The organism is Streptomyces sp. HUAS MG91 (genome assembly GCF_040529335.1).
GTDB lineage: Bacteria > Actinomycetota > Actinomycetes > Streptomycetales > Streptomycetaceae > Streptomyces > Streptomyces tabacisoli.
In genome coordinates, this window is record NZ_CP159534.1 from 5,938,325 (window position 1) to 5,951,988 (window position 13,664).

Genomic DNA, 13,664 nt, shown 5'->3' on the forward strand with positions numbered 1-13,664 from the left:
GGTATAGGACGGCTGTATGGATCCGGGGTACGGTGCGGGCATGGGACACCGTGAAGATCTGCTCGAGGGCGCCAAGCGCTGCCTGCTGGAGAAGGGGTTCGCGCGGACGACCGCGCGCGACATCGTCAAGGAGTCGGGGACCAACCTGGCGTCCATCGGCTATCACTACGGGTCGAAGGACGCGCTGCTCGCGCAGGCGTACGTGGCGCTTGCGGAGGGGGTCTCGCAGGAGTGGGGCGAGCCGGGCGAACTGCCGGGCGCGAACGGCTCGTTGGAACGGATCAGGGCCGTGGTCGGCGGCATCACGAACAGCCTCGGCAAGCCCGGCTCCATCTGGCACCTGAGCATGGAGCTCATCGTCATGGGCGACAAGATGCCGGCCCTGCGCGAACACATGTCGGCGGCCCAGCGTGAGGCGGGGCGCGGCTTCATCGGCATGGTGATGGGGGAGGAGCCGCCGGCCGACGACCCGAGCGTGGACACCCTCGGCAAGTTCTTCTCGGTGCTCGTCATCGGGCTCGTCGCCCAGCACACCTTCGACCCGGACTACTCGCCGAGCGCCGACGAACTCACCGAGGGGCTATCCCTGTTGATGGAGGCGGCCCGCTAGGGCCTGTCTGACAATTCCCGTCTGCCCCGCGACGCCTGGCACGCGCTCTCGCCGCACCGGGCACCAGGCCGAGTACGTCCAGTACGAGGCCTTGCACCCGGCACGCCGAGAGCACGCACCAGACGCCGCGAGGCCGCCCTTCGGGCGACGACGGGAATTGTCAGACAGGCCCTAGGCGGTGCCGTCGTCGAAGGGCCCCTTCGGGCCCGGGATCGCGTCCAGCAGGCGGCCCCACTCCGGGTACATCTCGACCTTGCGGGCGTGCAGGGCGAGGATCCTGGCGTCCAGGTCCGGGTCGGGATCGTCCGAGAAGCGGAACGCGGTGAGCTGCTGAAGGTGCGGGATGATCAGCCAGTCCCCGTCGATGTGCACCGGTTCATGCAGGTAGCGCTCCAGGGCCGCCAGGTCCGGGACGCCCGCGCAGTACACGTGCGTGAAGCCTTCGGCGGGGTCGCCGAGGTACCGGCCGACGGTCCCGAACGCGACCGGTTCCGTGCTCGCCGTCCGGCGCATCGCGGCGAGCACCGCCTCCTTGTCCGCTTCCGACGTGCCGTCCCTGAAGCTGAACCGCAGGGTGTTCACGATCATGTGACGCTCCTCTCGGGTCTCCTCAATATGAACTCGCGGGTTCAAGTTAGTGGTCTCCATGGTCGGATTTCGCGGGTTCCGGAAAATGAACCCGTGAGTTCAACTCGGCCCGGGTGAGCGGTAGTCTGCCGCCGTGACGCCAGCGACCACGGCCGCCGCCGGACGCCCCGCACCCCGCGGGCGCATCGACAAGCGGCAGGCCATCCTCGACGCCGCCTTCGACGTGTTCGCGCGGCGCGGATACGCGCAGGCGTGCGTGCGGGAGATCGCCGAGGAGGCCGGGGTCGCCAAGCCGACCGTCTACAACCACCTCGGCGACAAGGAGAACCTGTTCCGGCACGCGATGGCGGCCGCGGCCGACCTCGTCATGGCCGAGAACCTCGCCGTCGTCGAGCGGCTGCGCGACCCGGGCGACGACCTGCGGGCCGGGCTGGAGGACACCGCGTACCGGCTGCTGAAGGTGTGCTGCGGGCAGCGGGCCGGCGCGCTGCGGGCGCTGACGTACGCCCAGCTCGCCGCGTTCCCCGACCTGGCGGAGGTCGTGCAGGCGCGGACGTCGGGGCGGCTCGGCGAGGCGCTGGCCGACCGGTTCGCCCGCCTGGCCCTCGCCGGGCGGCTGCGCACCGAGGACCCCGCACGCGCCGCCGAACAGTTCCTCGCCCTGCTCACCGGCCCCATGGAAGCCCGCTCACGGCTCGGCACACGGGCGGTGGGGGCCGCCGAGACGCGGGAGATCGCGCGGTCGGCGGTCGATACGTTTCTGCTGGCTTATGGGGGAGCGAACGCCTAGAGCCGCGCCGCCTTCAGCCCCATGTGCAGCAGCAGCCGGTCCTCGCCCTCGTCCAGATCGAGGCCGGTGAGCTGCTCGACCCGGGACAGGCGGTAGTAGAGGGTCTGGCGGTGGATGCCGAGGGCCGCCGCGGCGCGGCCCGCCTGGCCCGCGCAGTCGAGGAACACCTCGGCGGTGTGCGCCAGCTGGCGATGGGCGGGGGAGAGCAGCGCGGTCAGCGTCGGGTCGTGCGCGGAGTCGGCGGGCAGCGCCGTCAGCAGGCGGTACGGGCCGATCGCCGACCACTGGGCGTCGGGGCCGAGCCGCGGGTTGGCCAGCGCGGTGCGGGCGGCGGCCTGCGCCTCCTGCCAGGACGTGGCGAGTTCCGCCAGGTCGGTGCGGGGGGCGCCGATGCCCGCCGCGACGGGGCCGTCGCCCGCGCGGGCCCGCAGTTTCTCGGCCGCCGTGAGCGCCGGGGTCAGCACCTCCGACGAGCGCAGCCGCACGAGGAGCGCCAGGCACTGGCCCGTGGGGCCCCAGGGAACGGTGCACAGCGCGTCCGCCGCCGGAAGGGTGCGGACCGACGGCGCGTCGTCCGGGTCCGCCGACGGCCAGGGCGCCACACAGACCACCGCGTGCAGCCCGTCGGCCCGGGTGCCCAGGGCCGTCCGCAGCGCGGCCACCGCCATGTCCCGCTGCCACCCGCGCTCGGCGGTCAGCACCGAGTGGAACTCGCGGGTCAGGTCGGCGCCCGCCTGCGCCTCGTCCGCCAATTGCGCGCCGATCCGGCCCGCGACCTCCATCGCCGCGTCCAGCTGGTCCTGCGCGGGCCCCGGCTCGTCGTCCAGGAGCCATACGTAACCCAGCACGAAGCCCCGGTGGCGCACGGGCAGACAGATACGGCCGCGGTAGACGCCCGCCTCGGGGGTCGCCGGGATGCGCACCGGTTCCGTGGCGCGGGCGATGCCGAACCCCTCGAACCAGGCGCGGACCGCCGGTGTCGAGCCGCGCGTGAGGATCGAGCGGGTGCGCACCGGGTCGAGGGCCGCCTCGTCGTACTCGTCGGCGCTCACCTGCTGGCCGAACGCGATCAGCCGGAAATCCCGGTTCTCCAGCGTCGCGGGGGCGCCGAGCAGCGCCGAGATCTCGTCGACCAGTTCCTGGTAATCGCCCTTCACCCCACCATTCTCACCCACCTCAGGCGTCCCTTCATACAGATGTCTGAGGTGGCGGCCACAGATGCGTGACAGCTGTCAATGGCACAGGATCGGAGGGATCCTTAGATTTCACGGTGGTTCCACGTGCCGTTCCCGCTATGGCAGCTATCAGAGCTTTATACGGGTTCGGCCCATCCGTACTCATGCTCCATGGAGGTGCCCCGTGCTGGCTCCCCTGATCCTCGCCGCGTCGCGCAGCGACAAGATGCGCGCCTTCGTGTCGGCGGCGCCGGGCACCAAGCAGGTCGTCGACCGCTTCATCGCCGGCGAGACCGTCGACGACGTGGTCCCGGTGGTTCAGGATGCCGCCGCGAAGGGCCTGGAGGTCACCCTCGACGTCGTCGGTGAGGACATCACCACCGTCGAGCAGTCGCACGCCGCCCGCGACGCCTACCTGGAGCTGATCGAGCACCTCAAGGACCTCGGCCTCGGAGCCAGGGCCGAGATGTCCGTGAAGCTGTCGATGTTCGGCCAGGCGCTGGAGAACGGCCACGAGCTGGCCCTCGCCAACGTCCGCCCGGTCGTCGAGGCCGCCGCCGCCATCGGCACCACCGTCACGCTCGACGCCGAGGACCACACCACCCTCGACTCGATGTTCGCCATCCACGAGGAGCTGCGGAAGGACTTCCCGCAGACCGGCTGCGTCATCCAGTCCTACCTCTTCCGCACCGAGGACGACGCCCGCCGCCTGGCCGCCGCCGGCAGCCGCGTGCGCATCGTGAAGGGCGCCTACAAGGAGCCCGCCGAGGTCGCGTACCAGGACAAGGCCGAGATCGACAAGGCGTACGTCCGGATCATGCGCATCCTCATGGAGGGTGACGGGTACCCGATGATCGGATCCCACGACCCGCGCCTGATCTCCATCGCGCAGGAACTGGGCCGCCAGGCCGGGCGCAAGCTGGACGAGTACGAGTTCCAGATGCTCTACGGGATCCGCAGCGAGGAGCACCTGCGGCTCGCCGCCGAGGGCCACCGGATGCGCGTCTACACCGCGTACGGCACCGACTGGTACGGGTACTTCATGCGCCGCCTCGCGGAGAAGCCCGCCAACCTGCTGTTCTTCGGCCGCTCGATCCTCACCAAGGGCTGAGCCCACCGCTTCCGTAAGACAGTCCCCAACTCCCCCGACCCCCCGAAGGAGATACGGACCCATGACGCTGGACGCCGTGACCCAGGTCCCCGCCCCGGTCAACGAGCCGGTGCACGGCTACGCCCCCGGTTCCCCGGAGCGCGCCCGCCTGGAGGCCAAGCTCAAGGAACTGGCCGAGAACCCGATCGAGCTGCCCTGCACCATCGGCGGCGAGAAGCGGATGGGTGGCGGCGAGCGCTTCGACGTCGTGCAGCCGCACAACCACAAGGCCGTCATCGGCACGTACGCCAACGCCACCGCCCAGGACGCCCAGGACGCGGTCGACGCCGCCCTGGCCGCCGCCCCGGCCTGGCGCGCGATGGCCTTCGACGACCGCGCCGCGATCATCCTGCGCGCCGCCGAGCTGCTCTCCACGACGTGGCGCGAGACCATGGCCGCCTCGACCATGCTCGGCCAGTCGAAGACCGCCCAGCAGGCCGAGATCGACACCCCGTGCGAGCTCGTCGACTTCTGGCGCTTCAACGTCCACTACGCCCGCCAGATCCTCGCCGAGCAGCCCCCGGCGAACTCCACCGGCGTGTGGAACCGCATGGACCACCGCCCGCTGGAGGGCTTCGTCTACGCGATCACGCCGTTCAACTTCACGGCCATCGCGGGCAACCTGCCCACTGCCCCCGCCCTCATGGGCAACGTGGTGGTCTGGAAGCCGTCCCCGACGCAGACCCACGCCGCCGTCCTGCTGCTCCAGCTCCTGGAGGAGGCCGGCCTGCCCAAGGGCGTCATCAACCTGGTGACCGGCGACGGCCTCGCCGTCTCCGAGGTGGCCCTGAACCACCGCGACCTCGCGGGCATCCACTTCACCGGTTCGACCAAGACCTTCCAGCACCTGTGGAAGACGGTCGGCACCAACATCGAGAACTACCGCACCTACCCGCGCCTCGTCGGCGAGACCGGCGGCAAGGACTTCGTCGTCGCCCACCCGAGCGCCGACCGCGCCGTCCTCAAGACGGCCCTGACCCGCGGCTCCTTCGAGTACCAGGGCCAGAAGTGCTCCGCGTCCTCGCGCGCCTACATCCCGGCCTCCATCTGGAACGACGGGTTCAAGGAGGAGTTCGCGGCCGAGGTCGACGGCATCACCATGGGTGACGTCACCGACCTGTCGAACTTCATCGGCGCCCTCATCGACGACCGCTCGTTCGCCAAGAACAAGGCCGCGATCGACCGCGCCAAGGCCGACGACTCCTGCACGATCGTCGCCGGTGGCACCTACGACGACTCCGTCGGCTACTTCGTGCGCCCGACGGTCATCGAGTGCACCGACCCGGCCAACGAGGTCTTCACGACCGAGTACTTCGGCCCGATCCTCGCCGTCCACGTCTACGACGACGAGAACTACGACGCCGTCCTGGAGCAGATGGAGTCGGTCTCCGACTACGCGCTCACCGGTTCGGTCATCGCCAACGACCGTGCCGCGGCCGCGTACACGATGGAGAAGCTGCGCTACGCCGCCGGCAACTTCTACATCAACGACAAGTCGACCGGTGCCGTCGTCGGCCAGCAGCCGTTCGGTGGCGGTCGCGCCTCCGGTACGAACGACAAGGCCGGTGCGCCGCAGAACCTGATGCGCTGGACGCTGACCCGCGCCATCAAGGAGACGCTGGTCCCGCCGACCGACTACCCGTACCCGCACATGGGCTGACCCCAGCCCCACCGATCACCCGCCCCCCGGCCTGGCCCCCCTCCGGCCGGGGGGCGGGTTTTCTCTGTCGTTCGTCCACGGCTCCGGGCTCAGCTCGCCCGGTCGACCAGGGTCAGGACGATCTTGCCCTGGGTGCGGCCGGTGCCGCTGAGCTCGTGGGCCTTGCCCGCGTCCTCCAGAGGCAACAGCGTTGAGACGTGCGACCGCACCCGCCCGGCGGCCATCAGCGCGGCCACCTTCCCCAGCGTCGCCCCCGACGGCCGTACCGACACCGGCACGAACGTCACCCCGCGCGCCTGCGCGTCCTGCGCGGTCACCCCCGGATCGGACAGCACCACCGAGGCGAGCAGCCCGCCGGGCCGCAGGGTCGCCAGGGTGCGCGGCCCGTACGCGCCGCCGACGAGGTCGAGGGCCACATCGACGTCGCGGACCGTGCGGGCGAAGTCCGTCGTCGTGTAGTCCAGCGGCTCGTCGACCCCGAGACCGCGCAGGAACTCGTGCTTGTCGGCGCGGGCGGTCCCGATCACGTACGCGCCCTCGGCCTTGGCGATCTGCACCGCGATGTGCCCCACCCCGCCCGCCGCCGCGTGGACCAGCACCCGCCGCCCCGGCGCCATGTGACCGGTGTCGACCAGGGCCTGCCAGGCGGTGAGCGCGGCGGCCGGGACCGCGGCGGCGTGGACGTGGTCGACCGTCGCCGGTTTCGGGGCGAGGTGCTCGGCCCGGACGACCACGCACTCGGCGTACCCCCCGCCGGGGATCATGCCGAACACCTCGTCGCCGGGCCGGAACCCGGTCCCGTCCCCGCCGCACGCCTCCACCACCCCGGACAGGTCCCGGCCGAGGGTGAACGGCGGATCGCCGAAGAGCGGCGCCTCACCGGTGCGGGCCAGCCGGTCCACCGGGTTCACCCCCGCCGCGTGCACCCGGACCAGTACCTCTCCCGTGTCCGGCACGGGCCGTTCCACCTCGACCAGCTCCAGCACGTCGGGTCCGCCGAGCCGACGCTGAGTGATCACACGCATGGTGGGACTCCTCCCCAGGAGTCCGGCCGGGCCACTGCGGCCCGGCCGGTTCAGGGGTCCATCGTGGAGCCCCGGCCGCCCCCGCGCCATGGGCCCTCGCCGGAGCCGGCCCGGTGTGCGGTCCGTCTCAGATAGTAGGAAGTCCGAGTAATTGTGGAGACAGAAGCAGAGACCTGCCCTAGCTTTGTAGGAGCCGAACGACTCGCCCGATCCGGCGAAGGGCGGCCGTGGGCCGAGCACATGGCAGGCAACCCCTGCAGCTCTGGCTCCCCGCCCCTTCCGGCGCCTCGAAATCCCCGTGGGTCAGCGCTCCCGCGCGACCTCATGCGATCTCAAGGAGTCGATCTCCATGGCCACTGCGACGCCCGCCCGCCGCCGAGTCCGCCACGTCTCTCCCTCCACCGAAGCCGACCGCAGGGCGGCGAAGAGCGCCGCCGCCGCCCTCCAGCGCTCCTTCGACCGCAGGGACAACGGCGGAGAGACCGGTCACTGAGACCGGCCGGGCCCCATCAGATCCCCCGCTTCACCTCGAAGTGATCGACGCGCCGCCCGTCATGGGCCAGCGCCGACACTTTCAGGCGCGGGTGCGCCCCGGACTCCGCCTCGACCCTGAGCAGCGAGAATCCGCGATAGCGCACCCGTGACCAGTCCACGGTCTCGTTCCTGGCCTGCCCCGACCTCGTCGCCCAGACGAAGCTGTCGACGGGCCGGTGCGCCCGCTCGTGCCCCTCGTAGGTCTCCTTGCTGCCGGGCCGGAAGCCGTACAGATCACGGCCGCCGCCGCCCGCGGTGACGTACACGATGCCGTCGCGCACGGGGTCGGCCGTGCCACCGATCGGAACGGCCCGGCCGACGGCCCCGCCGCGCAGCGCGTCGGTGCGCTCGTAGACGTGGTTGTGCCCGTTGACCACCAGGTCCACCCGGTGGTCGTCGAACAGGGGCAGCCACTCCTTGCGCACCCCGCCGTCGGAGGCGTGCGCCGAGGTCGAGTAGGCGCAGTGGTGGAAGAACACGACGACGAAGTCGATGCCGTCCGCGGCCCGCAGCTTCTTCAGCGTGCGCTCCAGCCACGCCGTCTGACGGCCGCCGCTGTGGCCCAGGTTCGCCGTGATCTCGTAGCTGACGTCGTTCGCGTCCAGCGCCACGACGCCGACATTGCCGTACGTGAACGTGTACGCGCCCGGCGTCGACTTCGCGTCGAAGCCGCTGTCCGGCAGGGACCAGCGGGCCAGCTGCCCGCCGTAGCCCTCGGGGGAGTACCAGGCCTCCATGTCGTGGTTGCCGGTCGTCACCATCCAGGGGACGGTGCGGGCCACCTGCTCGTTCTGCTTGAGGAACAGGTCCCAGAACCCGGGGTCGTAGCCGTCCGTCTTCTTGCCGTGCCCGGTGCCGTCCGCGTAGCAGAGGTCGCCGGCGTGCAGATGGAAGGCCGGATCCTGCCGGAGCATCAGATGGTCGCTGGACGCCGCCGTCTCACCGACGCCCTGGTCGCCGAAGGCGGTGAAGGTGAACGAGGAGGGGGCCGCCGCGGGCGCCGTGCGGAAGTGCGCGATCGTCGAGCGGTGCGCGGCGGCGGCCGGGTCGAAGCCGTCGTGGCCGACGCCGTAGTAGTACGTCGTGCCCGGGGTCAGCCGGTCCAGCGCCGCGTGCACATAGAACTGGTCGAGGGCGAGCCGGACCCCGCTCACCCCGGGGGTGTGCAGGTCGCGCACCTCCGCCGCGATCTTCCGGCCCAGGTCGTCGGGGCGCAGCCCGATCCGCACGTACGGGCCCCGGACCGCGCCCGGCACCTGCCAGGAGACCCGCATCTGGGTGCGCGGGTCCGCGCCGAACGCGAGATGGCGGCCGAAGGGCGCCAGTGCCGAGCCCCGCGTCGCGGACGCCGAGGGCGAGCCCTTCGTGCCGGACTCCGGGCCGCCGCCCGCGCAGCCGGTGAGCAGCCCGCTCGCGACCGCGCCCGCCGTCACCAGCGCGCGCCGCCTGCCGAACCGCGTCCGCAGATACTCGTACTGCTCCGGCATGCTCATCCGCCGTGCGAGTTGCGGCGGTATGCCGACGTCGGGGGTCTCCATGCGGGTCAACTTCCCAGCAGGCCCCAACTCCCGCCACACCGGGGGGTGAACACCAGACGACCGTACGGGAGCCTGTCCGGATGGTGGACAGCGAGTGTCATCCCATGGGACAGGGAGTACGGTGGCGGCCATGTCGGCAAGCTCTCGCATCCTGAATCTCGCAGTGATCCCCGGTGACGGCATCGGCCAGGAGGTCGTGGCCCAGGGGCTCAAGGTCCTCTCCGCCGTCCTTCCGCAGGATGTGAAGCTGGAGACCGAGGAGTACGACTTCGGCGCCAAGCGCTACCACGCGACCGGTGAGACCCTCACCGACGCCGACCTCGACTCCCTCAAGAAGCACGACGCCATCCTGCTCGGCGCCATCGGCGACCCGTCGGTGCCGTCCGGCGTCCTGGAGCGCGGCTTCCTGCTCAAGCTCCGCTTCGCCTTCGACCACCACGTGAACCTGCGTCCGTCGAAGCTGCTCCCCGGCGTCTCCACCCCGCTCGCCGGCCAGCCCGAGATCGACTTCGTCGTCGTCCGCGAGGGCACCGAAGGCCCGTACACCGGCAACGGCGGCGTGATCCGCAAGGGCACCGAGCACGAGGTCGCCACCGAGGTCTCCGTCAACACCGCGTTCGGTGTGGAGCGCGTGGTGCGCGACGCGTTCGCCCGCGCCCAGGCCCGCCCGCGCAAGAAGCTCACGCTGGTCCACAAGAACAACGTGCTGACCTTCGCCGGTCACCTGTGGACGAACATCTTCAACAAGGTGGCGGCCGAGTTCCCCGAGGTCACCACCGACTACATCCACGTCGACGCCGCGACCATCTACCTGGTCACCGACCCGGCCCGGTTCGACGTGATCGTCACCGACAACCTCTTCGGCGACATCATCACCGACCTCGCCGCGGCCGTCTCCGGCGGCATCGGCGTCGCGGCCTCCGGGAACATCAACCCGAGCCGCGAGTTCCCGTCGATGTTCGAGCCCGTCCACGGCTCGGCCCCGGACATCGCGGGCCAGGGCAAGGCCGACCCGACCGCCACGGTCCTCTCGGTCGCCCTCCTCCTGCGTCACCTCGGCTACGAGGAGCAGGCCACGCGCATCGAGGCCGCCGTCTCCGCCGACCTCGGCGAGCGCGGCGATGCCGTCCGCTCGACCGACGAGATCGGTGACGCGCTCGTCGCCCGAGTAGTAGCCGGCTGACCCGGCGCGCATTCAGCAACAGAAGCCGCCGGGTCGCCCACGGGCACCCGGCGGCTTCTCCTGTGCGGCCCCAGGTGCCACCATCGACCCCGGGCCGCATCACCTTCCGCACCCGCCCGGAACGTTTCGAGCACCCCTCCTCGCGCGCGATAATCGAACGCGGGGCCGCGACCCACGCGAAAGCTCGGACGTCCTAGTACAAGGAGTGCGGACGTGAGCGCGGTCCGTCACAACCAACGGTGAAGGACACGCAACCATGACGACGCCCACGATCGAGCTCAAGCCCTCTTCGACCCCGCTGTCCGCCGCGGAGCGCGAGGCGATCCTGGAGAGCCCCGGATTCGGCCGGCACTTCACCGACCACATGGTGACGATCCGGTGGACCGAGGGCCGCGGCTGGCACGACGGACAGCTCGTGCCGTACGGCCCGCTCTCCCTCGACCCGGCGACGAACGTCCTGCACTACGCGCAGGAGATCTTCGAGGGCCTCAAGGCCTACCGGCAGCCCGACGGTTCCGTCGCCACCTTCCGCCCCGACATGAACGCCAAGCGCTTCCAGCACTCCGCCTGGCGCCTGGGCATGCCCGAGCTGCCCGTCGAGACGTTCATCGAGGCCTGCGACCTCCTCGTCCAGCAGGACAAGGACTGGGTCCCGGCGCACGGCGGCGAGGAGTCGCTCTACCTGCGCCCGTTCATGATCGCGACCGAGGTCGGTCTCGGCGTCAAGCCGGCCTCCGAGTACCTGTTCATCGTCATCGCCTCGCCCGCCGGCGCGTACTTCTCCGGCGGCGTGAAGCCCGTCTCCATCTGGCTCTCCGAGGACCGCGTGCGCGCCGTCCCCGGCGGCGTCGGCGACGCCAAGACCGGCGGCAACTACGCGGCCTCGCTGCTCGCGCAGGCCGAGGCCGCTGCCAAGGGCTGCGACCAGGTCGCCTACCTCGACGCCGTCGAGCACAAGTGGGTCGAGGAGCTGGGCGGCATGAACCTGTACTTCGTGTACGGGGACCGGATCGTCACGCCGACCCTCACCGGCTCGCTCCTCGCGGGCGTCACCCGCGACTCGCTCCTCCAGGTCGCCCGCGACCTCGGCTACTCCTCGCAGGAGGACCGCGTCTCCATCGAGCAGTGGCAGGCCGACGCCGCGTCCGGCGAGCTGACCGAGGTCTTCGCCTGCGGCACCGCCGCCGTCATCACGCCCGTCGGCCACGTCAAGCGCGCGGGCGCCGAGTGGCAGCAGTCCGGCGGCGAGGCCGGCGAGGTCACCATGAAGCTGCGCGAGGCGCTCCTGGACATCCAGCGCGGCAAGAAGCAGGACGAGCACGGCTGGATGCACCGGCTGGGCTGAGCACCCGACGGCGAAGGGCCCCGTACCGCGCGGAGCGGTACGGGGCCCTTCGCCGTTCTCACGCCTGCTCGGCGCCGAACCCCGCGAACATGTCGAGTAGCCGCTGCTGGGCGTCCGGGCCGAACATCATCGTGAGGTTGGCCGCCGACTCGGCCGCCATCTCCGCGCTGCGCGGGAAGAGTTCCTTCTCGTACGCGGCCAGCGCCGCCTCCGGATCGGCCGGGTGCTCGACGATCGCGCGGGCCAGCTCGGCGCCGTCGAACATGGCGAGATTCGCGCCCTCGCCGGCGAACGGCGACATCAGGTGGGCGGCGTCGCCCAGCAGCGTGACACCGGGCACCCGCTCCCAGGAGAGGCCGGCCGGCAGCGCGTGGATCAGGCGCGGCACCAGGGCGCCGTCGGCCTCCGCGACCAGCGCGCGCAGCCGGTCGTCCCAGCCGTCGAACTCGGCGAGCACCGCGGCGCGCGCGGCCTCGGTGTCCGTGAAGTCGATCGAGCCGAGCCAGTCCTCCGGCGCCTTCACCGCGACGTAGGTGTGCACGCGGTCGTCGCTCTCGCGGTGCGTGAGCAGGGCCCGCTCGTCGCCGAGGACGAAGGCGCTGCCGCCGCCGTTGAACGCGGCGATCTCCGTGTGCCGCGGGTTGTCCGGCAGCACATCGGCCTCCACGAAGGAGATGCCGGTGTACGCGGGCCGGGCGTCGGTCAGCAGCGGGCGGATCCGGGACCAGGCACCGTCGGCGCCGATCAGCAGGTCCGTGGTGAAGTCGCTGCCGTCGGCGAGGGTGACCAGATGGCGGCCCGGGACGTCGGTGGGCTCGGCGCCGGTGACCTTCGCACCCCAGCGGATGGTGCCCTCGGGCAGCGAGTCCAGCAGCAGGCGGCGCAGTTCGGCGCGGTTGACCTCGGGGCGGCCGCCGTCACCGGTGTCCGGTTCGTGGCTGACCAGGGTGCCGTCGGGGGCGATGACCCGGGTCTCCTCGCCGCCGGGCAGGACGATCGCGCGGAACGCGTCGTGGAGGCCGGCCGCGCGCAGCGCCGCCTGCGCGGTCTCCTCGTGCAGGTCGAGCATGCCGCCCTGGGTGCGGGCGTCGGCCGAGGCGTCCAGGTCGAGGACGGTGCAGGCGATGCCGTTCACGTGCAGGACGCGGGCGAGCACGAGGCCGCCGAGTCCCGCGCCGACGACGGCGACCGGGAGGTGCGGGGTGTGCGGGGTGTCGGTCGTGGCGTTCATGGTGGCCTCCTTGGGTACCGCGATGTCCGGTCTCTCCCTTTCACAATAACGAACATGTTCGTAACGAACAAGTTCGTCGAAGGGTGCGCGGACGCCGGGAGGCGGTTCTGCGCTGGTCAGAGGGGTGGTTCGGGGGCGGCCTCGATGCCGGCGATCAGCGTGGCGAAGCCCCAGTCGAGCCGTCCCGGGGCGCCCGCGACGAGCACACCGGAGAGACGGACGATCTCCGGGTGCCGGGCGGGCGACGCCTCGCTGATCGCGGTGAACGTGGCGTCCATCGACTCCGTGCCGTCGTCGCCCGCGTGCTCGGCGGCCGTCGCGGTCGCGTACTGCAGGAGCAGGTCCACGCCCCACGCGGCACGGGCGCCCGGCACGCCGCCCTCGCGCAGCAGCACGAGCACGGCCTCCACCAGGTCCAGATAGTGCTCGCCGGAGGGGTGCACGGTCAGCGCGGAGCGGGCCAGCGACGGATAGCGGAACAGCATGTCGCGGTACGAGGCGAGCAGCCGGGTCAGCCGCTCGCGCCAGTCGCCCGCGGTGTCCCGGACCGGCCCGAGGTCCACCTCGGCGAGGAGCGCGTCGAGCACGGCCGCGTGCAGCTCGTCGGTGTTGCGGACGTACACGTACAGCGAGGCGGGCCCGGTGTCGAGTTCGGCGGCGAGGCGCCGCATCGTCACCTTGCCGAGCCCTTCGGCGCGCAGGACGCGCACGGCCGCGGCGACGATGCCGCTCCTGCTCAGGGCGGGCTTGGCGGGCCGCTCGCGGCGGCTGCGCGGGGTGCTGGTCACGGGCCCACGGTAGTCGCACCGCCGGAAGACCCCGCCCTTTAGACCGC

Annotated in this window: 13 protein-coding genes; 7 read left to right on the top strand and 6 right to left on the bottom strand. The window is 71.6% G+C overall.

From position 1 onward, the window contains the following. The first annotated feature begins 40 nt into the window (after positions 1-40). A complete protein-coding gene (locus ABII15_RS27090; RefSeq protein ID WP_353944883.1) occupies positions 41-610 on the top strand; it encodes a TetR/AcrR family transcriptional regulator in 570 nt (189 codons plus the stop codon). A gap of 171 nt (positions 611-781) precedes the next feature. Here ABII15_RS27090 and ABII15_RS27095 read toward each other — a convergent pair whose 3' ends face one another. Further along, complete coding sequence (locus ABII15_RS27095; protein ID WP_353944884.1) at positions 782-1,198, bottom strand: Dabb family protein; 417 nt, start codon at positions 1,196-1,198, stop codon at positions 782-784. Between the two features lie 133 nt (positions 1,199-1,331). On the opposite strand from ABII15_RS27095, the gene ABII15_RS27100 reads away from it, so the two are divergent. After that, entirely contained in the window at positions 1,332-1,988 is a 657-nt protein-coding gene (locus tag ABII15_RS27100) for a TetR/AcrR family transcriptional regulator (RefSeq protein ID WP_353944885.1), read from the top strand. On the opposite strand, the gene ABII15_RS27105 is transcribed toward ABII15_RS27100, so the two are convergent. After that, the gene (locus tag ABII15_RS27105; RefSeq protein ID WP_353944886.1) at positions 1,985-3,145 is read right to left on the bottom strand and encodes a helix-turn-helix domain-containing protein; all 1,161 of its coding nucleotides are present in this window, start codon (positions 3,143-3,145) and stop codon (positions 1,985-1,987) included. The two genes, ABII15_RS27100 and ABII15_RS27105, sit on opposite strands and share 4 nt — an antisense overlap. A 202-nt stretch (positions 3,146-3,347) precedes the next feature. Between ABII15_RS27105 and ABII15_RS27110 the strand changes: the two genes are divergently transcribed. Then, positions 3,348-4,274 (top strand): proline dehydrogenase family protein, encoded by a 927-nt coding sequence (locus tag ABII15_RS27110; RefSeq protein WP_353944887.1) that lies wholly within the window; start codon positions 3,348-3,350, stop codon positions 4,272-4,274. 67 nt (positions 4,275-4,341) lie between these two features. Beyond that, positions 4,342-5,973, top strand: a complete 1,632-nt coding sequence (gene pruA, locus ABII15_RS27115) for an L-glutamate gamma-semialdehyde dehydrogenase (RefSeq protein ID WP_353947217.1) — start codon at positions 4,342-4,344, stop codon at positions 5,971-5,973. A gap of 89 nt (positions 5,974-6,062) precedes the next feature. Here pruA and ABII15_RS27120 read toward each other — a convergent pair whose 3' ends face one another. Continuing rightward, positions 6,063-6,998 carry an NADP-dependent oxidoreductase gene (locus tag ABII15_RS27120; protein ID WP_353944888.1) on the bottom strand — a complete coding sequence of 312 codons (936 nt, stop codon included), beginning with the start codon at positions 6,996-6,998 and terminating at the stop codon, positions 6,063-6,065. A gap of 349 nt (positions 6,999-7,347) precedes the next feature. On the opposite strand from ABII15_RS27120, the gene ABII15_RS27125 reads away from it, so the two are divergent. Beyond that, on the top strand, positions 7,348-7,491 hold the full coding sequence (locus ABII15_RS27125; protein WP_353944889.1) for a hypothetical protein: 144 nt from the start codon (positions 7,348-7,350) through the stop codon (positions 7,489-7,491). Between the two features lie 16 nt (positions 7,492-7,507). Here ABII15_RS27125 and ABII15_RS27130 read toward each other — a convergent pair whose 3' ends face one another. After that, positions 7,508-9,070 carry a metallophosphoesterase family protein gene (locus ABII15_RS27130; protein ID WP_353944890.1) on the bottom strand — a complete coding sequence of 521 codons (1,563 nt, stop codon included), beginning with the start codon at positions 9,068-9,070 and terminating at the stop codon, positions 7,508-7,510. Between the two features lie 130 nt (positions 9,071-9,200). Between ABII15_RS27130 and ABII15_RS27135 the strand changes: the two genes are divergently transcribed. Together ABII15_RS27135 and ABII15_RS27140 are read left to right on the top strand one after the other, a co-directional pair. After that, positions 9,201-10,253, top strand: coding sequence for a 3-isopropylmalate dehydrogenase (locus tag ABII15_RS27135; RefSeq protein ID WP_353944891.1), 1,053 nt, complete (start codon positions 9,201-9,203; stop codon positions 10,251-10,253). A gap of 256 nt (positions 10,254-10,509) precedes the next feature. Next, entirely contained in the window at positions 10,510-11,598 is a 1,089-nt protein-coding gene (locus ABII15_RS27140; protein ID WP_353944892.1) for a branched-chain amino acid aminotransferase, read from the top strand. 58 nt (positions 11,599-11,656) lie between these two features. On the opposite strand, the gene ABII15_RS27145 is transcribed toward ABII15_RS27140, so the two are convergent. Together ABII15_RS27145 and ABII15_RS27150 are read right to left on the bottom strand one after the other, a co-directional pair. Next, positions 11,657-12,829, bottom strand: coding sequence for an NAD(P)/FAD-dependent oxidoreductase (locus ABII15_RS27145; protein ID WP_353944893.1), 1,173 nt, complete (start codon positions 12,827-12,829; stop codon positions 11,657-11,659). Positions 12,830-12,945: 116 nt separating this feature from the next. Then, positions 12,946-13,617: a TetR/AcrR family transcriptional regulator gene (locus ABII15_RS27150; protein ID WP_353944894.1), complete on the bottom strand. Its 672-nt coding sequence runs from the start codon at positions 13,615-13,617 to the stop codon at positions 12,946-12,948. Positions 13,618-13,664 lie beyond the last annotated feature (47 nt).

Excerpts from the sequence above, each read along its gene's own strand:
- ABII15_RS27135 (WP_353944891.1), top strand. The coding sequence starts at position 9,201 with ATGTCGGCAAGCTCTCGCATCCTGAATCTCGCAGTGATCCCCGGTGAC.
- ABII15_RS27130 (WP_353944890.1), bottom strand. The coding sequence starts at position 9,070 with ATGGAGACCCCCGACGTCGGCATACCGCCGCAACTCGCACGGCGGATG.
- ABII15_RS27090 (WP_353944883.1), top strand. The coding sequence starts at position 41 with ATGGGACACCGTGAAGATCTGCTCGAGGGCGCCAAGCGCTGCCTGCTG.
- ABII15_RS27095 (WP_353944884.1), bottom strand. The coding sequence starts at position 1,198 with ATGATCGTGAACACCCTGCGGTTCAGCTTCAGGGACGGCACGTCGGAA.
- ABII15_RS27145 (WP_353944893.1), bottom strand. The coding sequence starts at position 12,829 with ATGAACGCCACGACCGACACCCCGCACACCCCGCACCTCCCGGTCGCC.
- ABII15_RS27125 (WP_353944889.1), top strand. The coding sequence starts at position 7,348 with ATGGCCACTGCGACGCCCGCCCGCCGCCGAGTCCGCCACGTCTCTCCC.
- ABII15_RS27120 (WP_353944888.1), bottom strand. The coding sequence starts at position 6,998 with ATGCGTGTGATCACTCAGCGTCGGCTCGGCGGACCCGACGTGCTGGAG.
- ABII15_RS27140 (WP_353944892.1), top strand. The coding sequence starts at position 10,510 with ATGACGACGCCCACGATCGAGCTCAAGCCCTCTTCGACCCCGCTGTCC.